This window comes from Leeuwenhoekiella aestuarii, from assembly GCF_004104055.1.
In the GTDB taxonomy this organism is placed as follows: Bacteria; Bacteroidota; Bacteroidia; order Flavobacteriales; family Flavobacteriaceae; genus Leeuwenhoekiella; species Leeuwenhoekiella aestuarii.
The window spans coordinates 123,309-143,817 of record NZ_QOVJ01000006.1 but is presented as its reverse complement, the minus strand read 5'-3'; the positions used below and the strand labels follow the sequence as shown (position 1 = coordinate 143,817).

The window sequence follows — 20,509 nt, the reverse complement described above, 5'->3', positions numbered from 1 at the left end:
TCTGGTAGAATAAGATTTTTTTCTCCGTTTTTAAAGGCTAAATTCGCAGCCTATGAGCGCAATTAATTATGTTTCTGTAGAATCTATTTCTAAAGCCTTCGGCGAAAGGGTTCTGTTTGAAGATTTATCTTTTGGTATTAATGAAGGTCAAAAAATAGGGCTGGTCGCTAAAAACGGAACCGGAAAAACATCGATGCTTGATATTCTTGCCGGTGCCGAAAATCCCGATAGCGGACAAGTGATTTTCCGCAAGGGAATTAAAATAGCTTTTCTCCCACAGGAGCCCGACTTAGATCCTAATCTTACCGTTGAAGAAACCATTTTTGACAGCGATAATGAGATACTCAAAGTCATTGCAGCTTATGAGCATGCGCTCGAGAATATGGGTGACGGTGATGCGTATCAGAAGGCTTTTGATCAGATGGAAGCATTTCAGGCGTGGGATTTCGAGACGCAGTATAAGCAAATACTATTTCAGCTGAAACTTGATGATCTTGATCGTAAAGTTGAAAAACTAAGCGGTGGTCAGAAAAAGCGTTTGGCACTTGCTAATATGTTGCTGAGCAAACCCGACCTGTTGATTCTTGATGAGCCCACTAACCATCTTGACCTTGAAATGATCGAGTGGTTAGAGCAGTTTTTTGCTAAAGAGAATTTCACCTTATTTATGGTTACACACGATCGCTATTTTTTAGAACGTGTCTGTAACGAAATTATAGAGCTGGAAGAAGGAAAACTATACAGTTATAAAGGTAATTATGCATATTACCTGGAGAAAAGAGATGCGCGAATTGCCAACGAAGAGACCGAAACCGGTAAAGCAAAGCAGCTTTTTAAAAAAGAATTAGAGTGGATGCGTCGCCAGCCTAAAGCACGTACCACCAAGTCAAAATCAAGAATAGACGATTTTGCTGAGATCAAAGACCGTGCTTCAAAACGACGTAATGATCATGAGGTTCAGCTAGAGTTGAATATGGAACGTCTGGGGAGTAAAATAGTTGAGCTTCATAAGGTTTCAAAGTCGTTTAAAGATCGCGTGATTCTTGATAAATTTGATTATAATTTTCAGCGTGCAGACCGTATTGGGATCATCGGTAAAAACGGTACAGGTAAATCTACCTTTCTCAATATCCTAACAGAAAAAATGCCGCCGGATTCCGGAAAGCTTGTGATTGGAGAAACCATTCAATTTGGATATTATACTCAGAAAGGTATTCAGATCAAACCCGGGCAAAAGGTAATTGAAGTCATCAAGGAATTTGGAGATTATATTCCATTGAAAAAAGGGCGTCAGATTTCCGCAGGTCAGCTTTTAGAGCGTTTTCTTTTTGATCGAAAAAAACAATATGACTTTGTCGAGAAGCTAAGTGGGGGAGAGCGCAAGCGTTTGTATTTATGTACGGTGTTGATTCAGAATCCTAACTTTTTAATTCTGGATGAACCGACTAACGATCTGGATATTGTGACGTTAAATGTTCTGGAGAGTTTTCTGCTCGATTACCCAGGCTGTTTGATTGTGGTTTCTCACGACCGTTACTTTATGGATAAGATCGTAGATCACTTGTTTGTGTTTAGAGGTCAGGGAGTTGTAGAAGATTTCCCAGGAAATTATTCTGATTTTAGAGCTTATGATTCCGGACCGGCTGTTGTTCAGGACGAAGACCCTAAACCGAGCATAGAAAAGGAAACTAATAAAGAAAATTGGAAAACCGCTGCGAGTTCGTTGTCTTATAATGAGCAGAAAGAATACAACCGTTTGGAGCGTGACATTGCTAAAATGGAAAAGCAAAAAGAACAAAAGGAAGCCGAGTTTTTAAATCCGGATTTGTCTGGGGAAGAGATCAATAAACGCTCTATTGAACTTCAGGAGATTCAAGATAAAATAGACGAATTCACAGAACGCTGGTTTGAGCTGAGTGCTAAACAGGAAGGCTAATTACCCATGTGGTATTTGATCAAAGAATATCTTAAGTTCTTAAAAACAGCTACTAATCAGCATGGTGTTCACTCACCTTTTATTTTTTCTTTTGTTACAAAATGTCTTTACGATCGTAAAAAATATACGGATTATAAACCTCTGCAAAATTACCGTAATGAATTACTGAAGAGTGATGAGGTTATTGAGGTGACTGATTTTGGGGCAGGTTCACGAGTTTTTAAATCCAATAAGCGTAAGGTTAAAGCCATTGCACAATTCGCCGGAGCAAGCTTTAAAAGAATGCAATTGCTCTATCGGGTAGTTTCTTATTTTAAACCGAAGTCCATTTTAGAGATAGGTACGTCGCTAGGACTAGCCACATCAGCCTTAGCGCTTTCTAAAACGGGAAAGCTGACTACTTTAGAAGGTTGTCCTGAGACTTCTGAAATAGCTCGAAAACACTTGGTTCAATCTCATATTTCAAATGTTGAAATTATCAAGGGTGATTTTAGGGAAACCCTTTTACAGGTAGAGCAAAACGAATATGATCTAATTTATTTTGACGGAAATCACAGTAAAATGGCAACTTTGGAGTATTTTGAACAGCTATTACCAACTGCTCAAAATGATTCTGTATGGGTTTTTGATGATATATATTGGTCTGCCTCTATGACTGAGGCTTGGGAAACGATTAAACAGCATCCTCAGGTGCAGGTAACGGTAGATTGTTTTTGGTTGGGTTTTGTATTCTTTAGGCAAGAGCAAGCTAAGGAGCATTTTAAAATTAGGCTCTAAAAAATGTAACTCAAACTGTATTTTGGCTACTCATTGTTCAAAATCAACTATCTTTTAGTGTTGATTTAAATTAGAGATCAGTTTATGAGCAGCCTTATTGATATTACAAATATTAAGCGTGATTTCCCGCTTGGAAATGAAATTGTACACGTTTTAAAAGGGATAGATTTACAGATTGATAAAGGGGAGTATGTAGCGATTATGGGGCCTTCGGGTTCTGGTAAGTCTACGTTGATGAACCTTTTGGGTTGCTTAGATACACCTACTTCGGGTACTTATATTTTAAATTCTCGTGATGTAAGCTCAATGACCGATGACGAACTTGCAGAGGTGCGTAATAAAGAAATCGGCTTTGTTTTTCAGACCTTTAATTTATTGCCGCGAACGACTGCATTAGATAATGTAGCCTTGCCCATGGTGTATGCCGGGTATTCTAAACCGGAGCGTCACGCCAGAGCACAAGAAGTGTTGCAGGATGTAGGTCTTGCAGATCGTATGGATCATAAGCCCAATCAACTTTCAGGGGGGCAGCGTCAGCGTGTAGCTGTAGGGCGCGCTTTGGTTAATAAACCCTCTATAATACTTGCTGATGAACCTACCGGAAACTTAGACTCTAAGACTTCGGTAGAAATCATGAGTCTTTTTGATGCCATTCACGCTGCCGGAAACACCGTGATCTTAGTAACGCATGAGGAAGATATTGCCGATCATGCACATCGTGTGATTCGCCTGCGTGACGGACTTATAGAAAGTGATGAACGTAAAGTTGTTGGAGTTTAGTTTTTACTGCCCAATTATCTATTGCACTATTCCTAAAACTTATTAAAAGAACAGATTCAACAGCGCTGTAATGCTTATTTTTGGGTAAAAGAAATTTATAATGAAAGCAGTAGTTTCCCCGGCAAAATCACTTGATTTTGAATCAAAATTACCTACTACACGTAGTACACAGCCTCAATTTTTAGAGGAGGCTGATACGTTAAACAAAAAATTAGAGCGCAAGACTAAAGCTGAGATTGCTGAGCTGATGAGTATCAGTGATAAATTGGCTGATCTCAATTATCAGCGTTATAAAGAATTCTCTACTCCCTTTACAAAAGAAAATGCACGTCCAGCAGTTTATGCTTTTAATGGTGATGTGTACACGGGGTTAGACGCTTACACTATTCCGACAGAAAAGTTAGATAAGCTTGAAGATACGCTGCGCATCCTTTCCGGTTTGTACGGAGTTTTAAAACCCTTTGACTTGATGCAAGCTTATCGCCTGGAAATGGGAACGAAATTGAAATCGGGTCGAACAGAGGATCTTTATGAATTCTGGGACGATAAGATTACTGAAGCTTTAAATGCAGAGCTTAAAGACGATGAGTTGTTTTTAAATCTAGCGAGTAACGAATATTTTAAATCGGTTAAACCTGAACAATTAAAAGTTCCTGTAATTACTCCGGTTTTTAAAGACTATAAAAACGGAAAGCTTAAAATAATCTCTTTTTATGCTAAAAAAGCCCGAGGTTCTATGGTGCGATACATTATAGATAAGGATGTAAAGACCATAGAAGAACTCAAGGGCTTTGATTATGACGGGTACGGCTTCAGTGAGCAATACTCTGATTTAGATAAAAACGAACTTGTATTTGTTCGTTAAACTATTAAGGTTTTTTATCAGCTAAACTTTTATCAGAGGTCGTTTTTCCGGCCTCTTTTGTTTTGGTAGCAGTTTGCTTAGTTGGTACATCAGCTGTTGTCGCGGCTCTTTTCTTATTTTTTCGAGATCTTAACTTACCGTAAGTACCTCGATGTATTTTTCCGCGTTTGGTTTTTTGATCTCCTTTTCCCATAATTTTTTGTTTTATTGGTTGTCTTTTTAAAATAAGAAATTGAATACGGACGACCAAATCTCTTAAGTGTTTAAAAGTGAAGACATACTAAATAAGAAAAAGCCACCTGAAGAGGTGGCTTTAGTATTTCAATAGGTTTGTGTAACCTTATTTTACATCCATTAATTCTACATCAAATACAAGAATCGCATCTGGTGGAATCACACCGCCTGCACCGCGACTTCCGTATCCTAAATCAGAAGGGATTACAAAGCGCGCTTTGTCACCCACTTTTAATAGGCCAATACCTTCATCCCAACCCGCGATTACCTGACCTACACCTACCTGAAAATCTAAAGGCTGGTTTCTTTTATAAGAAGAGTCAAAAACGGTACCGTCAGCTAACTGACCTTTGTAGTGTACGGAAACTGTTTTGCCGGTTTCTGCTTTTTTACCGTTACCTTCTTGAATGATCTGGTAGCGCAATCCGCTTTTAGTTTCTTTAAAACCTTCGCTTAGTTTGTTAAGAGCTTCTGCCTTTTTTGCACGCTCTTCTGCAATGCGTTTTTCACGAGCACCTTCAAAAGTTCTAAAAGCTTCAACCGCATTAAAGTTTTGTGCTTCCTCTCCTTCACGAATGATTTTAAGGGTCTCAATCTGATCTCCCTGTGCGATTGCATCAACGATATCCTGCCCTTCAATTACGCTTCCAAAAACGGTATGCTTACCATCTAACCAAGGCGTAGCGGTGTGGGTAATAAAAAACTGACTTCCGTTTGTTCCCGGACCGGCGTTTGCCATAGAAAGTTTTCCTGGAGCATCATGCTTTAAGCTATCGTCAAACTCATCGTCAAACTGATATCCTGGGTTTCCGGTACCGGTGCCTTGTGGGCAACCACCTTGAATCATAAAGTCTGGAATCACACGGTGAAATTTCAATCCGTCGTAATAAGGTGTTCCTTGTTTTTTAGCTGAATTTTCAAGATTCCCTTCGGCTAAAGCAACAAAGTTACCTACCGTTCCAGGTGTTTTCTCGTGTTCTAGTTTTACTAATATTTCACCTTTTGAGGTGTGAAACTTAGCATATATTCCGTCTTGCATGTCTTCGGTTTAAAAATGAGGTGCAAAAATACGCCTAAAGAATACAAACACAAAACCCTGAAGCAGACTTGCTGAAAACTAAAAAAGCATCTTGCAAATTAATGCAAGATGCTTTTGTTATATTGGGCACGGCCGAAGGGCTTTATATCCCGAAACTTGCCTCGAAATAGTTTAAAATTACACCTCTAATACAGGTACTTCATAACGCCATCCAAAAGGATCTTCAGCGCGATTAGCCTGTAACTCGGTTAATTGTTTTTTAAGTTTTGTTGAATAAGCATCTTCCGGCTTAGGAAGGTCAAATTGTTTATCCTTATGTGTAAACCCAGAAATAGGAGAGATTACAGCGGCAGTACCTGCGCCAAACATTTCTTTTAAAGAACCGTTTTCTGCAGCTTCTACAATTTCTGAAACTCTTACCGGGCGTACTTCCACGTTGATCCCTTGACTTTTTGCTAATTCGATCAAACTTTTACGGGTAATTCCGTCAAGAATACGATCGTTAGTAGGAGCAGTTAACAAGGTGTCGTTAACTCTAAAGAATACGTTCATCGTTCCGGCTTCTTCAAGGTATTCGTGCGTGTTGGCATCTGTCCATACCACTTGATTGTATCCTTTTTCTTTTGCAAGTTCAGTGGGATAAAATTGTGCAGCATAGTTACCAGCAGCTTTAGCAAAACCTACACCACCGTCAGCAGAACGGCTGTAATGGTCTGCAAATAGTACGCGCACTTCACCGCTGTAATACGCCTGAGCAGGTGCACAAATGATGATGAATTTGTATTCGGTAGCAGGAGAGGCAGAAACACCATTCTCTGTAGCAATCACAAACGGGCGAATGTAAAGCGAGTTGCTTTCTCCCGGTTTGATCCAGTCTTTGTCAAGATTCAAAAGTGTGTTTAGACCATCAAAAAAATACGCTTTGTCAAAAGCAGGCATTGCAAGACGCTCACTTGATTTGTTGATACGGTTGAAGTTTTCTTCAGGGCGAAACATAAAAACGTCTCCGTTATCATCTTTGTAAGCCTTCATTCCTTCAAAAACAGCCTGACCATAATGAAAGACCTTAGCAGAAGGATCCATTTGTAGCGGACCATAAGGAAGAATTTCTGGAGTTTGCCAAGCTCCGTTTTTATACTCACAAACAAACATATGATCTGTAAAGACGGTACCAAAAGCAAGGTTGCTAAAATCAACCTGGTCGATCTTAGATTTGCTAATCTTGGTTACTTTTAATGTATCTGTCATTTTTATCTAATTTATGGGTACAAATTTATCATTTTCTCAAAGTATGTAACCTCAAGAATTGATTAAATTTACAAGCTGCTCTGATATTTATAAAATTAAGCGTTATGAAACAGTTTTTTATTTTAACACTATTAGGATTGAGTATAATCTCCTGTAAAGAAACAGGTTCGCAACAGGAGGAGGTTGCGACTATTTCTGAAGTACCTACCGCTTCTGCATTGAATGTTTTTGGAGATGACTTCAAAAATGAAACAACACTTACTGCTTTTGAATTAGGTGATATCTACAAGAATCTTAAAGTGGGAGATACTGTTAACGTCACTTTTGAAGGTTCGGTAGAAGAAGTGTGTCAGGCAAAAGGCTGCTGGATGACCGTAGATGTTGGAGCTGCGGATCCTGTGATGGTTAAATTTAAAGATTATGGTTTTTTTGTGCCAAAAGATCTAAGTGAGAAAAAGGTTGTAGTTCATGGCGAAGCTTTTATCAGTGAGACTTCTGTAGAAGAACAGCAGCATTATGCTGAAGACGGAGGTAAAAGTGAAGCTGAAATAGCAGCGATTACACTTCCTAAAAAGACGCTAGGTTTTACGGCAAGTGGCGTTAAAATCGAAGAGTAATTTGGAGCGCAAAATCGTAAGAACAGGTGACGGTTCAACTACCATACAGTTAGTTGAGTGGAATGAGCAATACCATTCTATGCACGGCGCGGTGCAGGAAGCGAGGCACGTATTTCTTAAAATGGGATTTGATTTTTTTCTCGAAAAGCATCCTGAAGCTTCTCAGCTTGATATTCTGGAAATAGGTTTTGGTACGGGTTTGAATGCCTTACTTACGTTAATTCATGCTGAAAACAAACAACTTGTTATAAGCTATGAAGGAGTCGAAGCTTATCCTGTTTCTATGGAAGAAATAGAGCAACTCAATTATCTGGAAGCTATAGAAGCTAAAAATTACGAAGATGTATTTAACAGCATGCATCAAACCGATTGGGAGGTTGCTGCTACAATCACTAAAAAATTTCAGCTAAAAAAACGCCAGCAAATTTTTGAAACGATTACCGATAAGGATCAGCATAATCTGATTTACTTTGATGCTTTTGGGGCTCGTGTTCAACCCGAGCTTTGGGGCGAATCTATTTTTGAGAAGATGTATGCGGCCTTAAAAGCAAACGGAGTTTTAGTAACCTATGCGGCTAAAGGCAGTGTGCGTCGTGCCATGCAGGCCGTAGGTTTTGCTGTAGAACGTTTACCCGGTCCACCCGGAAAACGAGAAATGCTTAGAGCTACAAAAGCGAATTAAAAGTTACAGATTTCTTATTCTGAGTTCGCTGTCACATTGAGCGCAGTCGAAATGTATTTAAAGATTAAACCGAGTCTATCGAAACAATTCCCAATCTAATTTTAATGAGAAAATATTAGAGTAGATTGCAGCACTTTGATCACCAATATCGGTAAGGGCATAATCGATGTGGATGCCTTTGTATTGAAAGCCTACACCAATATTGGGTTGAAAACCGATTCGGTTGCTTCCGTCCAGTTGCGTGATTTCCTGAAAGTTCCCAACGCCGGCTCTTAAAAAGACGATTCCGGTATACCCAAATTCAAATCCGGCTGCTGGTGTAGCGCTTACAGAAGCACTTGAGAAAATGTCATTGGTTTGGGTAAAACGCATCAGCAAATCAACTTCAGCTTTTATCGTATAATCATAATGAATTTCCCAGTTGCGGGAAACGCCTAGTTGTAGTTTTGGGATGGTTATTTCTAAGGTCTCGGGCAGTTCTTGGTTTTGTCCTGCAACAGCATCCCGTATGGTAGCAAAGGCTTCTTCGTCAATTGCCCATGTATTTACAGAGGTTGTAATATCTCGCGCCATCAAACCAAAATTCCAGTTTCCACTCGAATATTGAATTCCAAAGTCAATCCCAAAACCCCAACTCGAAGCAAAATCACCGATGATTCTGCGTATAATTTTTGCATTAGCCCCAATATTTAAGCCTTGCACTGGCAATTCTCTGGCATATGAAACTGTAAATGCATAATCTGCAGTAGAAAAAAGGCTGATGCGATTGTAATCTATGTTTCCGTCAGCATCAATTAATTGGGTTGTATTTAAAATATCATCAACTCCAAAACGAATAAGCGAAACACCCAGCGTACTGCGGTCGTCTAGCGGTTTTGCAAAACCTGCATAATCGTAAAGCGCAATATTGGCAAAATAACTCGCGTGCATAAGAGCAAGTTGATTGTCCTCCAGGTTTACGAGTCCGGCAGGATTCCAGTAGCCGCTATTCACGTCATTAGTACTTGCAACTACAGCATTACCCATTGCTAAAGAAGCGGCGTCAACCCCAATATTCAAAAATTCATTAGAATATTTACGCACAGCTTGTGCTGTTACGGTTGTAACGCTTAGCGATAAAAATAGTAAAAGTAGAACTCGTGTCAACCGGTTAAGTTTTTGGGGTAAAGTTGATTAAATACCTTGAGAATTTAAACTTTATTTTTAGAGCAGGGAGCAGTGTCGGTTTTCTGTTTAAAACGTTAGGAGATTGCCAAGGTTGCTTTTGGCCACATGTTTTTCGCTATTTTTATCCCCAAGCACAAGTCTTGAGAAACACTATAAAATTTTAAACACGATGAATATAAAAAGCTATATCCCAAATGCCTTTACGATGGCCAACCTATTTTGTGGAATGCTTGGAGCTTTTTTTGCAGCAACCGGTCATTTGGATTATGCGGCATATGCTGTGGTTTTCGGCGTGTTTTTTGATTTTTTTGATGGGTTTTTTGCTCGTATGTTTAAAGTGGAAGGCGAACTCGGACTGCAGTTAGATTCGCTGGCAGATGTTGTGACGAGTGGGGTGGTGCCCGGAATGGTGATGTTTCAGATGCTGCATAAACTGGAGCATTGGAATACCGGTGAACGCTGGGTAGAAGCCGGAATGTCCTGGGAAAGTATTTCTTTTATTCCGTTTTTAGGCTTTGCGATCACGCTGGCATCGGCATTTAGGTTGGCTAAGTTCAATATAGATACCAGACAAACGACTTCTTTTATAGGATTGCCGACTCCGGCAAATGCGTTGCTGATTTTGAGTTTACCGCTTATTGTACAATTCCAGGATTTTGAACTTGCCGAAAGTTTGATTACAAACACCTGGTTTTTGTTGGGATTAACAGTCTTGAGTTGCTATATGTTGAATGCTGAAATTCCGCTTTTTGCATTGAAATTTAAAAGCTGGGGATTTGCTGAAAATAAAGTGCGTTATGGGTTTTTATTGCTTGCCTTAATTTTATTATTCTGGCTCACTTTTCTGGCAATTCCGCTTATAATCATACTTTACGTACTGCTGTCACTAGTGACGAGAAACCGGGTTTAAGACTGGTTTTGTAACGTTTAACATGTTTACCGGTCTATTAAGGGAACCAAAACCTGAACAACCATGCAATTCAAAACTACCAGACTCCTTTTTCTGTTATTTACGGCTATTTCGATTCCTGCCAGTGCTCAAGACGCAATTTCAAGAAGCTGGACTTCTTTTACTCAGACTATTGACGTGCAGGCTGATAAAGAAGTGGACTTTAAGCTTACCGGAAAAATTAAAGTAATTACAGAAGATCCCGAAGGCGTAGCAGGATTGTGGGCGCGCGTAGACAATAAAAACAAAGAAACCGGCTTTTTTGATAATATGATGGATCGCCCGGCTACTTCAGAAAACTGGAAGGCGTATACCATTGAAGGATCATTTGATCAAGAAGCAAAAACCTTAAGTATTGGTGGGTTGTGTATGCGAAATGGAGATTTCTATTTTGATGATCTTAAACTGCTTATCCAAGACGAAAACGGGAATTTTGTGGAAGCGCCTATTCAAAATGCCTCTTTTGAACTGAGTACAACAAAGAATCCGTTAAGCGGCTGGAGTAGTGGTATCGTGGAAGGAGAGCAACTTAAAATTAAAGAATATGATCCTCAGGTAACGGAAGATTCCACCGCAGGCACTCAGGCCATTTTAATAAAAGGCCGCGGCGTAACTCCACCGCGACCTATGGAAATTGTTGCTGAAGACGGCTACACGCCACAGATGGGCGTTTTAGTCAGTATGCTTGACGCGATGAAAGAGCGGGTTGAAGGTTCGGTACAAAAACATTCCGTTTATGAATTGGATTATTTGATGGACGAAAAAGCAAACAGCATAGGTGCATTGATTATGCATTTGGCTGCTGCCGAAAAATTGTATCAGGTAATGACTTTTGAAGGTCGTTTTTTCAACAAAGAAGAAGAAGAAAAATGGGGCTCTGCTTTAGATTTGGGAGCTAGTGGAAGAGAAGCATTTAAAGGTCACGAGGTCGGTTATTATTTAGATATTTATAATGAAGTGCGGGCTGAAACTAAAAAAGAACTCGCCAAGCGTGATGATGCCTGGCTACAGGAAGAAATTCCCGGAGCGGGAATGACCAATTTTTACGGCTGGTTTCATGTGATGGAACATCAGTCAAGTCACTTAGGGCAAATTTTACTGCTTCAAAAGCGTATTAAGCCTGAGGAAAAAGTTGAAGAAATACTACCTTCAGAAACAATCAAAAATTAAGTGTGAATGGATATTTCAGAAAATCTTCTCAATCAGATCAAGCAAGTAAAGTCACTGGCAGAAGCGGGTCTTGTTTTCAATAAAGAGAATTATGATGCTGAGCGTTATGAAGAATTACGATCGCTGGCATTAGAAATGATGAGTATTGTTTCTGATAAACCTGTTGATCAATTAAAAGATTTCTTCCTTCCAGAGCAAGATTATCCAACCGCAAAAGTAGACGTCCGTGGTTTAATCCTGAATGACCAAAATCAAGTTTTGCTGGTGCAGGAGACCGTAGATCATAAATGGACCCTGCCCGGAGGTTGGGCAGATGTTGGTTTAACACCTGCTGAAAATGTCTTGAAAGAAATAGAAGAGGAAACCGGTTTTAAAGCTGAAGTAATACGTTTGCTAGCAGTTTTGGATAAGCGTAACTATCCGCATCCACCGCAAACCCATTATGTGTATAAACTGTGCTTTTTGTGTAAAATACAGGAAGGTAGTTTTGACCCCAATTTTGATATTGGAGGTGTAGACTGGTTTGATATGCATAAGCTCCCGGAATTATCTGCAGACCGCATCCTTGAAGAACAGCTGGTAAAGTTGGTTAAAATTGCACAGGATGATAATCCTGTGTATTTTGACTAATATATGAAGGCTAAATACCCATTTGATCCGGTTTTAAAGCGACATTTTATCATTGCCATGGGATTATTCCTGTGGGTTTTTCTGTTTCTCTTTTTTTCGGAGCCCCTTGATGTGGGGGAGTTGCGATTTAAAGAGAAATTGATTTTTTTGCCTACTTACAGTTTTGTAGCATCTTTGGGTTACCTCGTGCTTTTACCCTTACAATCCTGGCTCTATGCCTATCATTCCCAAAGCTGGAAATTAAGTTCTGAGTTATTGATGCTGCTAGCTTTTTCGCTTTTGGGACTGGTATTGGTGCGTATGGTGTACCTCTTTGTTGTAGTTCCTTTTGAACCTAACCCGTATACGCTGTCTTATTTTATAACAGCTATTTATATTCCGGCGCTTTTGGTGTTTTTACCCATTGTTGCAGTCGGGAGATATGGGCTGGGGCGTTACCTTGAAAAAAGAGAAGAAGAGCAAAAAGTTACCATTGCGGGATCGGGTAATTACGAAGGCTTTCGATTGGTTTGGAACCAACTTATTATGGTTACCAGTGCAGATAATTATGTTGAGGTGATCTATACCGAAGACAATGGGATTAAGAAGTATTTAATCAGAAATACGCTGAGTGCTGTAGCTTCAGATTTACCACAATTGCTTCGGGTGCATCGTTCGTTTTTGATCAATCCCGATCAGTATAAATATGTGAATTCAGAAAATGGTAAGTTTAAAATCACAATGATTCACGATTTGCAATGCCCGGTTTCAAAAACCTATCTCCCTGAAGTAAAAGCCGCGCTTAATTTCACCACAAACTAGTGGTATTTCGCCCCAAACACTTATAAACAGGCGGTTTGCTTAAAATCGCTTTCTAGATTTGTCTCATCAAACTTTTAAAACACAAACCGATGAAGACTGCTCTTAAAATTAAAATTTCGCTTTATTTTTTATGTTTAATTCTGCTTTCTACTTGTTCATTAATGGCGCAAGAAGCTACCTGCGATTGCAAACAGGATTTGAATTTTCTGGTCAAAAAGATTAAGAAAAGTCCGGCCTATAAAAATGATTTTAGAGGAGCTAAAAAGCTGTTTGATCAAAAACTAAGTCCAATTGCCTCTAAAGTAACTTCAAAAATGCCTCTTTTCGATTGCTATTTGTTGCTGGTGGAAACTGTGCAACTGATCATTGACCGGCATAGCATTGTGTACGGAAATGCAAAATCTGATGCAGAAATGCTTAAAGATGAGGGTAAATTGGCAGCATTTAAAGAAACCGCTCTGTTTCAGATGTACCCTGAATTTTCCGGCAATCTTGAGACATTGCAGAATAACCTTTCCAACAAGGGCATTGAAGAAATTGAAGGAATTTATCACGCGGGTAGAAGCCTGGAGATTGGGGTCGTGGAGAATAATTTCTCTGATGATTATAAAATGATCGTATTGCGATCAGACCTTCCGCTCTGGAAAGAAGGCGAGCAACTCGGAACTCTCAAACTGAATGGGAAGGATCGTGCTCTTGCGGTAATAGGTAGTTATACTACCAAAACTCCTGTCCCAATAACTACGGGTTTTAAGAATGGGGAATTTATGAGTTTAAGCCTCAAAAAAGATACGACTCAAATCAGCAATTGGCGAGCAGCTTTTGCTGATAACACCTATCATTTCGAGCAATTAAATACGGAGGTGAGTTATATTAAAGCAGGAGATTTTAGTGGGTTTTATCCGGTTTTGGGTGAAGCTGAAAAATTTTATGAGGAACTTAAAAAACGAACTATTGCAGGTAATCTCATTGTTGATTTAAGGGATAATGGCGGCGGCGGCGATCGCAACTCAGATATTTTATTTGAAATTTTAGAAAACCTTAAAAACGACACGCAATTGTTTGTACTTGTCAATCAAAATACCGGGAGTAATGCGGAGCAGTTTGCAGTCAGGCTTAAAAAAGCACAAGCAGCAACCATTTTGGGGGACCGAACCAAAGGAGCAATTGCCTATGAGTTGAAAGGAGATATTTCAATACTCCCCAGCAACTTTTTTAAAGTATACCTTTCGTCCAAGAGGCACCGTGAGTATTTACCTTACGAAGGAGTGGGAGTAGCGCCAGATGTTTATCTCGATTATTCTGCAGACTGGCTTCAACAAACCCGAAACATTATTCACCAGCAAATGGAGTAAGCGAAGCTAAACTTGGATTTATGGAGGGGCGTATATACAAGGAAGAACCCTTTTTGAAAAATAATCAACAATAGAGCTCAAATTATATGGCGGAATGTTTCGTCGAGACCAATCCGTGGCTGTTGTTTGGTTCTTTTCCTTTAACACGGTAAACTTGTTTCTAAGCTTTACGCTACAAAACCGGCTGGGTCAATGCAGTTTGAATCATTACGACATTTTTCTGATCCCGCGATGATTGCTGATCTACTATAGTATCTACCAAGCAGCTTCCTAATGTAATCATTCTGATACTACAGTCAGACCAGAATCACCCACTAAAAATGTGGTAAAGTGTGGTTGGAGTGTGGTTGCACACAGGCATTGAGTAAAAGAATCCTAGGATGATCAGGGGATGTTGGAAGGGGTTAGAATGGACCTTTTATAAACTGATTGCGCTTAATAGGTAATCTGAATGTAGCTTTCAGATCGATGGCGCATACTTAAGAAAAGCATGGTTTAGCTTTAAATAAAGCATCCTGAATACTTGAAATAAAATGAACTTAGAACTTAGACTGGGCGTATTCGTGCTAGAGCTTTTAGAAAAAGAAAAATTGAGTAAAATGAAGCAATAGGAATATTTACCTACTGAAACAGTTTCTTTTTACGCAGCTCAAAGTTTTGTCCCAGATATACTTTACGTACCATCTCGTCAGCAGCTAATTCTTCAGGGATACCATGTTTTAGAATGCTTCCTTCAAACATTAAGTAGGTGTGATCGGTAATAGCTAAGGTTTCCTGAACGTTGTGATCGGTAATGAGGATACCGATGTTTTTTTGTTTCAATTGTGCTACAATTCGCTGAATATCTTCTACGGCGACCGGGTCAACTCCGGCAAAAGGTTCGTCAAGCAAAATAAAGTTTGGATTTGTGGCAAGCGCACGTGCAATTTCGGTACGGCGGCGCTCCCCACCAGAAAGTAAATCTCCGCGACTTTTACGAATGTGTCCCAGACTAAACTCATCAATGAGTTCTTCCATTTTAGCCAATTGCTCTTTTTTACTCAGTTTAGTCATTTGCAGTACGCTGAGAATATTTTCTTCGATACTCAACTTTCTAAAAACTGAAGCCTCTTGAGCCAGATAACCAATACCATTTTGAGCCCGTTTGTACATCGGGTATTTGGTAATATCTTTATTATCCAGATAAATAGTTCCTCCGTTAGGCTTTATCAAACCTACGATCATATAAAATGAAGTCGTTTTTCCGGCACCATTAGGTCCCAAAAGTCCCACAATTTCTCCTTGTTCTACTTCGACAGTGATTCCTTTTACAACCTTTCGGCCTTTATAGGATTTCATTAAATTTTCTGCTCGTAGTTTCATGTGATCATTTTATAGATTCATCAACACTTAAAAAACGTTGATTTTTAGACTCCAGTATTATTCTGCGGCACTTTCTTCTAAAACTTCCCAGTATTCGTATGCGCGGCGTAAGTGTGGGATTACAATTGTACCACCAATTAATGTGCCGATGCTTAAGGTTTCCATCACTTGTTCTTTAGTGACTCCTTCTTTAAAGCAGCTTTCCAAATGGTAGCGTACACAGTCATCGCAGCGTAAAACGGTAGAGGCTACCAGACCTAAAAGTTCTTTAGTTTTTACATCTAAAGCTCCCGGAGCAAAAGCGTTGGTGTCTAGGTTGAAGATGCGATTGATGATCTTATTCTTATCGCCAAGAATTTTTTCATTCATTTTAGCGCGATATGTATTGAATTCTTCAACCTGATTTAAAGTCTTTTCTGACATAGTTGTGGGGTATTATCGTTATTGTAGTCTCTCGTTTTCCGAGATTTAATTTTTGCCTTTCTGAGTGCGTTTTAGTTCGCGTGCTTCTCTACGTACCACTACTCCAGAAATTAGAATACTAACCTCATATAAGATAAGGATTGGGATTGATACGATTACCTGTGTAGAGATATCCGGAGGGGTAATTACTGCAGAAACAACCAGCACAATGATGAGTGCGTATTTTCTGTATTTTCTTAAAAACTCTGGAGTTACCAAACCAATTTTAGTGAAGAAGTAAATGATAATAGGTAGCTCAAAAATAAGTCCGGCTGCAAGTGCACTGGCACGAACTAAGCCAATATAAGAACCAATATCAAACTCATTTTTAACCATATCACCAACAGTGAAATTAGCTAAGAAGTTTATAGAAAGTGGAGCGATGATGTAGTAGCCAAAAAGTACTCCTGTGAAGAACAGCAGTGAAGATATAATGATAAACCCTCTTGAGTTTTTACGCTCTTTCTCATATAGGCCCGGAGAGATGAATTTCCAGAATTCATAAATCACATAAGGAAATGCAACAACAACCCCTACAATAATTGAAGTCCAGATGGCAGCGTTAAATTGTCCACCCATTGTACGGTTCTGAATGGTAAAATTCATTTCGTTGACACAGCCCTTATCAGAACCGAATACATTAGCGATTCTGCATAAGAAGTCATAGGATACGAAATCTGCATTGGCCGGAGCGAAAATGATATCGTCAAAAATGAAGTCTTTAAATATAAAAGCGACAACGCCAACAATAACGATTGCCAGAGTTGCTCGTATAAGATGCCATCTCAATTCTTCAAGATGATCTAAAAAGGACATTTCGTCCGGATTTACTTGTGTTCTTTTTGCCATTATATAATTCCTTCTTTAATTAAATCGTGCAAATGTACCACACCTGCATAATTATTAGAGCTATCAACTGCTAAGAGTTGCGTTATGCTATTTTTTTCTAAAACATCTAGCGCAGCTGTTGCCATTGCATTGACGTCTATTGTCTTTGGTTGTTTACTCATTACGCTTGCTGCTGTAAGATTTGAAAGTACATCATTAGTCTCTAGCATGCGTCTGATATCACCGTCTGTTATGATACCTACAATTTTACCATTTTTGGTTACCGCAGTTACCCCCAATCTTTTTTGAGAGATTTCAACTATTACTTGTTTTATGGGTGTTTCTGGACTTACTTCCGGTTTGTCGTGAAGTGTGATCAATTCATTAACACGTAAATACATTTTTTTGCCCAGTGCTCCCCCGGGGTGGTATTTCGCAAAATCTTCTTTAGAAAATCCGCGTAAATCTAATAAGGCCAGCGCTAAGGCATCTCCCATAACCAGTTGAACTGTTGTGCTGGTGGTAGGTGCTAAATTATGTGGACACGCCTCTTTCTCGGCATACGCCAGAATAAGAGCATCTGCATTTTTTGCTAAAAAAGAATCTTTATTAGAAGTCATTGCAATGACTGTATTCTCTTGATTTTTTATAAGTGGGATGAGTACTTTTATTTCAGCTGTATTGCCGCTGTTCGAGAGGCAAACCACCACATCATCTTTTTGGATGGTGCCTAAATCGCCGTGTATTGCATCTGCAGCGTGCATAAAAACGGAAGGTGTACCGGTTGAATTTAAAGTAGCTACTATTTTTTGTGCTATAATTGCACTTTTACCAACTCCGGAAATAATCACCCGGCCTTTTGCGTTATAAATGCATAAAACAGCTTTAGCAAAGTTTTGATCAATAAGTGCGTTGAGATTGGCAACAGCTTCTTGCTCCAAAGTGATGGTTCGCTTGGCGCTGTCTAAAATCTGCTTGTAAGTATTCAAAAGATATAAGATTAAGCCGTTTGTTAGTGCTGTAGAATTTATTATATTTAGAATACAAATGTATGCAAATTTGAATAAGCTTTAATGAGTTCAGAAGAAATAGACTTACACGCGTCCCTTAAAAAATATTTTGGTTTTAGTCAATTTAAGGGCTTACAGGAAGATGTTATAAAAAGCATTGTTGAGGGAAAACATACTTTTGTGATTATGCCTACCGGTGGTGGTAAATCGCTTTGCTACCAATTACCCGCATTGATACAAGAAGGCACTGCAATCGTAGTTAGTCCTTTAATTGCCTTGATGAAAAATCAGGTTGATGCGCTACGGGGTATTTCTAAAGAAAACGGTATTGCCCATGTACTCAACTCTTCACTTACTAAGGGAGAGATAAAACAGGTTAAAGAAGATATTTCTAATGGAATAACCAAGCTTCTTTATGTAGCTCCGGAATCGTTGACCAAAGAAGAGCATGTGGAGTTTTTGCGCTCTCAAAAAATAAGTTTTGTTGCTATTGATGAAGCCCATTGCATTAGCGAATGGGGGCACGATTTTAGACCAGAATATCGCAACCTGAGACAAATCATAAAGCGTATAGGGGATGCTATTCCTATCATCGCAGTAACTGCTACCGCAACCCCAAAGGTGCAAGAAGATATTATGAAGAATCTGGGGATGACTTCAGAAGCTAATTCTTTTAAAGCATCATTTAACCGACCTAACCTGTATTATGAGATACGACCTAAGACTAAGAATGTTGATGCGGATATCATTCGTTTTGTAAAGCAAAATCAGGGTAAAAGCGGAATCATTTATTGTTTAAGCAGAAAGCGTGTTGAAGAGTTAGCTCAAGTTTTACAGGTTAATGGTGTTTCGGCTGTACCGTATCACGCAGGGCTTGATGCCAAAACACGCGTAAAGCATCAAGACATGTTTTTGATGGAAGATGTTGATGTGGTGGTGGCTACCATTGCATTTGGAATGGGGATTGATAAACCTGATGTGCGCTTTGTGATCCATCACGATATTCCTAAAAGTATAGAAAGTTATTATCAGGAAACCGGTCGTGCCGGAAGAGACGGCGGAGAAGGGCATTGTCTTGCTTATTATTCTTATAAAGATATTGAGAAGCTTGAAAAATTTATGAGCGGTAAACCGGTCGCCGAGCAAGAAATTGGTCACGCACTCTTGCAAGAGGTTGTAGCTTATGCAGAAACCTCAATGTCGAGGCGGAAATTTATTTTGCATTATTTTGGGGAGGAGTTTGATAACGAGACCGGTGAAGGGGGAGACCTTGATGATAATGTACGTAATCCTAAGAAAAAACACGAAGCTCAAGAAGATGTCGTAAAGCTTCTTGAAGTAGTTGGGAAAACCGGCGAGATCTATAAAGGAAAAGAATTGGTTTTTACACTTGTTGGTAAATCTAACGCGATTATTTCCTCACATAAAACAGATAGTGACTCTTATTTCGGAATAGGGAAAAGCAAAGAACCTTCTTATTGGAAAGCTTTATTGCGTCAGGTTCTGGTTGCAGGATACTTGAAGAAAGATATAGAAACTTATGGGGTTATCAAATTGACGAAAAAAGGTAAAGAATTTGTCTCTAAACCTGAGTCTTTTATGATGACTGAAGATCATGCTTTTGAAGAGGCTAACGATGCGCCTGCAGAGCGTATAGTAAAACCCGGAGGAGGTACAGATCCTAAGTTGGTAGCCATGCTAAAAGATCTACGTAAAAAGGTAGGTAAGCGTAAAGGAGTGCCACCTTATATTGTTTTTCAGGATCCTTCTTTAGAGGATATGGCGATAAAATATCCTACTTCCATTGAAGAAATGGCAAATGTATTTGGCGTGGGTGAAGGTAAGGCCAAGAAGTATGGACGCGAGTTTATAGAATTAATAACAGCCTATGTTGAGGAAAATGATATTCTGAAGCCAGACGACCTTGTTGTAAAATCTACGGGGTCTAATAGTGGCTTAAAGTTATATATTATTCAGAATGTTGACCGAAAGTTGCCGTTAGACGATATTGCATCAGCTAAAGGTTTGGAAATGCCTGATTTTGTAAAGGAGATGGAGGCTATTGTTTACAGCGGTACCAAGTTGAATATAAACTACTGGATAGAAGATATTCTTGACGAAGATCAACAGGAAGAACTTCACGAATACTTCCTTGAAGCTGAGTCCGATAAAATAGAAGCGGCACTTGATGAATTTGACGGGGATTATGACGAAGATGAATTGCGTCTTTACCGGATAAAGTTTATAAGTGAAGTTGCCAACTAGCTGTTTGCAATTTCTGATTAAAATAATTTACTGAAGAGGTTAACTTCGTTGAAGTTTAGCCTCTTTTCTATTTCATAATTAATTGTTAAACGATATATTTGTCGTAGTTGCAACCCCAACTTAATATGAAAATTCCTACAAATAAGCTACTTTTCCCTTCATTATGGGACATAAGTCAGCGGAGCTATTCCTTTTTTCAAGTCTTTTTCAGGCTATCGGATACATCGATCGTACTCAGATTATCGATTCTAGTCTTCCTGACTACCTTGAGTTCGTGTATTTCAACTAAAAAACTTACGTATCTACAAGAGTCCCAGTCCGCACAAGACAGT

General features: G+C 39.2%; 20 protein-coding genes. 12 read left to right on the top strand and 8 right to left on the bottom strand.

The window, feature by feature from the left end; translation table 11 throughout:
* Positions 1 to 61: 61 nt before the first annotated feature.
* The 4 genes from DSM03_RS14720 (at position 62) to yaaA (ending at position 4,358) form a co-directional block, all read left to right on the top strand.
* The gene (locus tag DSM03_RS14720) at positions 62 to 1,936 is read left to right on the top strand and encodes an ABC-F family ATP-binding cassette domain-containing protein (RefSeq protein ID WP_128762560.1); all 1,875 of its coding nucleotides are present in this window, start codon (positions 62 to 64) and stop codon (positions 1,934 to 1,936) included.
* Between the two features lie 6 nt (positions 1,937 to 1,942).
* Positions 1,943 to 2,713 carry an O-methyltransferase gene (locus tag DSM03_RS14715; protein WP_128762510.1) on the top strand — a complete coding sequence of 257 codons (771 nt, stop codon included), beginning with the start codon at positions 1,943 to 1,945 and terminating at the stop codon, positions 2,711 to 2,713.
* 84 nt (positions 2,714 to 2,797) lie between these two features.
* Positions 2,798 to 3,493, top strand: a complete 696-nt coding sequence (locus DSM03_RS14710; RefSeq protein ID WP_128762509.1) for an ABC transporter ATP-binding protein — start codon at positions 2,798 to 2,800, stop codon at positions 3,491 to 3,493.
* Positions 3,494 to 3,593: 100 nt separating this feature from the next.
* A complete protein-coding gene (gene yaaA / locus DSM03_RS14705) occupies positions 3,594 to 4,358 on the top strand; it encodes a peroxide stress protein YaaA (protein WP_128762508.1) in 765 nt (254 codons plus the stop codon).
* A 4-nt stretch (positions 4,359 to 4,362) separates the two neighbouring features.
* On the opposite strand, the gene DSM03_RS19275 is transcribed toward yaaA, so the two are convergent.
* The 3 genes from DSM03_RS19275 to DSM03_RS14690 all read right to left on the bottom strand — a co-directional run bounded on the left by DSM03_RS19275 (position 4,363) and on the right by DSM03_RS14690 (position 6,879).
* Positions 4,363 to 4,551, bottom strand: coding sequence for a 30S ribosomal protein THX (locus tag DSM03_RS19275; protein WP_128762507.1), 189 nt, complete (start codon positions 4,549 to 4,551; stop codon positions 4,363 to 4,365).
* A gap of 147 nt (positions 4,552 to 4,698) precedes the next feature.
* A complete protein-coding gene (locus tag DSM03_RS14695; protein ID WP_128762506.1) occupies positions 4,699 to 5,631 on the bottom strand; it encodes a peptidylprolyl isomerase in 933 nt (310 codons plus the stop codon).
* A gap of 177 nt (positions 5,632 to 5,808) precedes the next feature.
* Positions 5,809 to 6,879: a branched-chain amino acid aminotransferase gene (locus tag DSM03_RS14690; protein WP_128762505.1), complete on the bottom strand. Its 1,071-nt coding sequence runs from the start codon at positions 6,877 to 6,879 to the stop codon at positions 5,809 to 5,811.
* A gap of 104 nt (positions 6,880 to 6,983) precedes the next feature.
* Between DSM03_RS14690 and DSM03_RS14685 the strand changes: the two genes are divergently transcribed.
* Positions 6,984 to 7,496 (top strand): DUF4920 domain-containing protein, encoded by a 513-nt coding sequence (locus DSM03_RS14685; protein ID WP_128762504.1) that lies wholly within the window; start codon positions 6,984 to 6,986, stop codon positions 7,494 to 7,496.
* A 1-nt stretch (position 7,497) separates the two neighbouring features.
* Positions 7,498 to 8,178 (top strand): tRNA (5-methylaminomethyl-2-thiouridine)(34)-methyltransferase MnmC2, encoded by a 681-nt coding sequence (gene mnmC2 / locus DSM03_RS14680; protein WP_128762503.1) that lies wholly within the window; start codon positions 7,498 to 7,500, stop codon positions 8,176 to 8,178.
* Between the two features lie 75 nt (positions 8,179 to 8,253).
* Here mnmC2 and DSM03_RS14675 read toward each other — a convergent pair whose 3' ends face one another.
* A complete protein-coding gene (locus DSM03_RS14675) occupies positions 8,254 to 9,324 on the bottom strand; it encodes a putative type IX sorting system protein PorV2 (RefSeq protein ID WP_128763298.1) in 1,071 nt (356 codons plus the stop codon).
* 190 nt (positions 9,325 to 9,514) lie between these two features.
* Here DSM03_RS14675 and DSM03_RS14670 point away from each other — a divergent pair, with 190 nt between their 5' ends.
* The 5 genes from DSM03_RS14670 (at position 9,515) to DSM03_RS14650 (ending at position 14,250) form a co-directional block, all read left to right on the top strand.
* Positions 9,515 to 10,255, top strand: coding sequence for a CDP-alcohol phosphatidyltransferase family protein (locus DSM03_RS14670; RefSeq protein WP_128762501.1), 741 nt, complete (start codon positions 9,515 to 9,517; stop codon positions 10,253 to 10,255).
* A 63-nt stretch (positions 10,256 to 10,318) separates the two neighbouring features.
* Positions 10,319 to 11,464 carry a DinB family protein gene (locus tag DSM03_RS14665; RefSeq protein WP_128763297.1) on the top strand — a complete coding sequence of 382 codons (1,146 nt, stop codon included), beginning with the start codon at positions 10,319 to 10,321 and terminating at the stop codon, positions 11,462 to 11,464.
* Between the two features lie 6 nt (positions 11,465 to 11,470).
* On the top strand, positions 11,471 to 12,094 hold the full coding sequence (locus DSM03_RS14660; protein WP_128763296.1) for an NUDIX hydrolase: 624 nt from the start codon (positions 11,471 to 11,473) through the stop codon (positions 12,092 to 12,094).
* 3 nt (positions 12,095 to 12,097) lie between these two features.
* Positions 12,098 to 12,895, top strand: coding sequence for a LytTR family DNA-binding domain-containing protein (locus tag DSM03_RS14655; RefSeq protein WP_128763295.1), 798 nt, complete (start codon positions 12,098 to 12,100; stop codon positions 12,893 to 12,895).
* 89 nt (positions 12,896 to 12,984) lie between these two features.
* Complete coding sequence (locus DSM03_RS14650) at positions 12,985 to 14,250, top strand: S41 family peptidase (RefSeq protein ID WP_128763294.1); 1,266 nt, start codon at positions 12,985 to 12,987, stop codon at positions 14,248 to 14,250.
* Positions 14,251 to 14,871: 621 nt separating this feature from the next.
* Here the strand turns inward: DSM03_RS14650 and lptB are convergent.
* Genes lptB through DSM03_RS14630 form a run of 4 tightly spaced genes read right to left on the bottom strand, consistent with a single transcriptional unit; the run spans position 14,872 to position 17,891 of the window.
* The gene (lptB, locus tag DSM03_RS14645) at positions 14,872 to 15,612 is read right to left on the bottom strand and encodes an LPS export ABC transporter ATP-binding protein (RefSeq protein ID WP_128762496.1); all 741 of its coding nucleotides are present in this window, start codon (positions 15,610 to 15,612) and stop codon (positions 14,872 to 14,874) included.
* A gap of 57 nt (positions 15,613 to 15,669) precedes the next feature.
* Positions 15,670 to 16,035, bottom strand: a complete 366-nt coding sequence (locus tag DSM03_RS14640) for a carboxymuconolactone decarboxylase family protein (protein ID WP_128763293.1) — start codon at positions 16,033 to 16,035, stop codon at positions 15,670 to 15,672.
* A 45-nt stretch (positions 16,036 to 16,080) separates the two neighbouring features.
* Entirely contained in the window at positions 16,081 to 16,923 is an 843-nt protein-coding gene (gene tatC, locus DSM03_RS14635; protein ID WP_128762494.1) for a twin-arginine translocase subunit TatC, read from the bottom strand.
* Entirely contained in the window at positions 16,923 to 17,891 is a 969-nt protein-coding gene (locus tag DSM03_RS14630; protein ID WP_128763292.1) for a KpsF/GutQ family sugar-phosphate isomerase, read from the bottom strand. Before DSM03_RS14630 ends, tatC begins: the two co-directional genes overlap by 1 nt.
* Positions 17,892 to 17,975: 84 nt before the next feature.
* On the opposite strand from DSM03_RS14630, the gene DSM03_RS14625 reads away from it, so the two are divergent.
* Positions 17,976 to 20,177, top strand: coding sequence for a RecQ family ATP-dependent DNA helicase (locus DSM03_RS14625; protein ID WP_128762492.1), 2,202 nt, complete (start codon positions 17,976 to 17,978; stop codon positions 20,175 to 20,177).
* Positions 20,178 to 20,509: the final 332 nt, after the last annotated feature.

Excerpts from the sequence above, each read along its gene's own strand:
- DSM03_RS14640 (WP_128763293.1), bottom strand. The coding sequence starts at position 16,035 with ATGTCAGAAAAGACTTTAAATCAGGTTGAAGAATTCAATACATATCGC.
- DSM03_RS14670 (WP_128762501.1), top strand. The coding sequence starts at position 9,515 with ATGAATATAAAAAGCTATATCCCAAATGCCTTTACGATGGCCAACCTA.
- DSM03_RS14665 (WP_128763297.1), top strand. The coding sequence starts at position 10,319 with ATGCAATTCAAAACTACCAGACTCCTTTTTCTGTTATTTACGGCTATT.
- DSM03_RS14710 (WP_128762509.1), top strand. The coding sequence starts at position 2,798 with ATGAGCAGCCTTATTGATATTACAAATATTAAGCGTGATTTCCCGCTT.
- DSM03_RS14685 (WP_128762504.1), top strand. The coding sequence starts at position 6,984 with ATGAAACAGTTTTTTATTTTAACACTATTAGGATTGAGTATAATCTCC.
- DSM03_RS14650 (WP_128763294.1), top strand. The coding sequence starts at position 12,985 with ATGAAGACTGCTCTTAAAATTAAAATTTCGCTTTATTTTTTATGTTTA.
- DSM03_RS14660 (WP_128763296.1), top strand. The coding sequence starts at position 11,471 with ATGGATATTTCAGAAAATCTTCTCAATCAGATCAAGCAAGTAAAGTCA.
- tatC (WP_128762494.1), bottom strand. The coding sequence starts at position 16,923 with ATGGCAAAAAGAACACAAGTAAATCCGGACGAAATGTCCTTTTTAGAT.
- yaaA (WP_128762508.1), top strand. The coding sequence starts at position 3,594 with ATGAAAGCAGTAGTTTCCCCGGCAAAATCACTTGATTTTGAATCAAAA.
- DSM03_RS14655 (WP_128763295.1), top strand. The coding sequence starts at position 12,098 with ATGAAGGCTAAATACCCATTTGATCCGGTTTTAAAGCGACATTTTATC.
- lptB (WP_128762496.1), bottom strand. The coding sequence starts at position 15,612 with ATGAAACTACGAGCAGAAAATTTAATGAAATCCTATAAAGGCCGAAAG.
- DSM03_RS14695 (WP_128762506.1), bottom strand. The coding sequence starts at position 5,631 with ATGCAAGACGGAATATATGCTAAGTTTCACACCTCAAAAGGTGAAATA.
- DSM03_RS19275 (WP_128762507.1), bottom strand. The coding sequence starts at position 4,551 with ATGGGAAAAGGAGATCAAAAAACCAAACGCGGAAAAATACATCGAGGT.
- DSM03_RS14715 (WP_128762510.1), top strand. The coding sequence starts at position 1,943 with ATGTGGTATTTGATCAAAGAATATCTTAAGTTCTTAAAAACAGCTACT.
- DSM03_RS14690 (WP_128762505.1), bottom strand. The coding sequence starts at position 6,879 with ATGACAGATACATTAAAAGTAACCAAGATTAGCAAATCTAAGATCGAC.
- DSM03_RS14625 (WP_128762492.1), top strand. The coding sequence starts at position 17,976 with ATGAGTTCAGAAGAAATAGACTTACACGCGTCCCTTAAAAAATATTTT.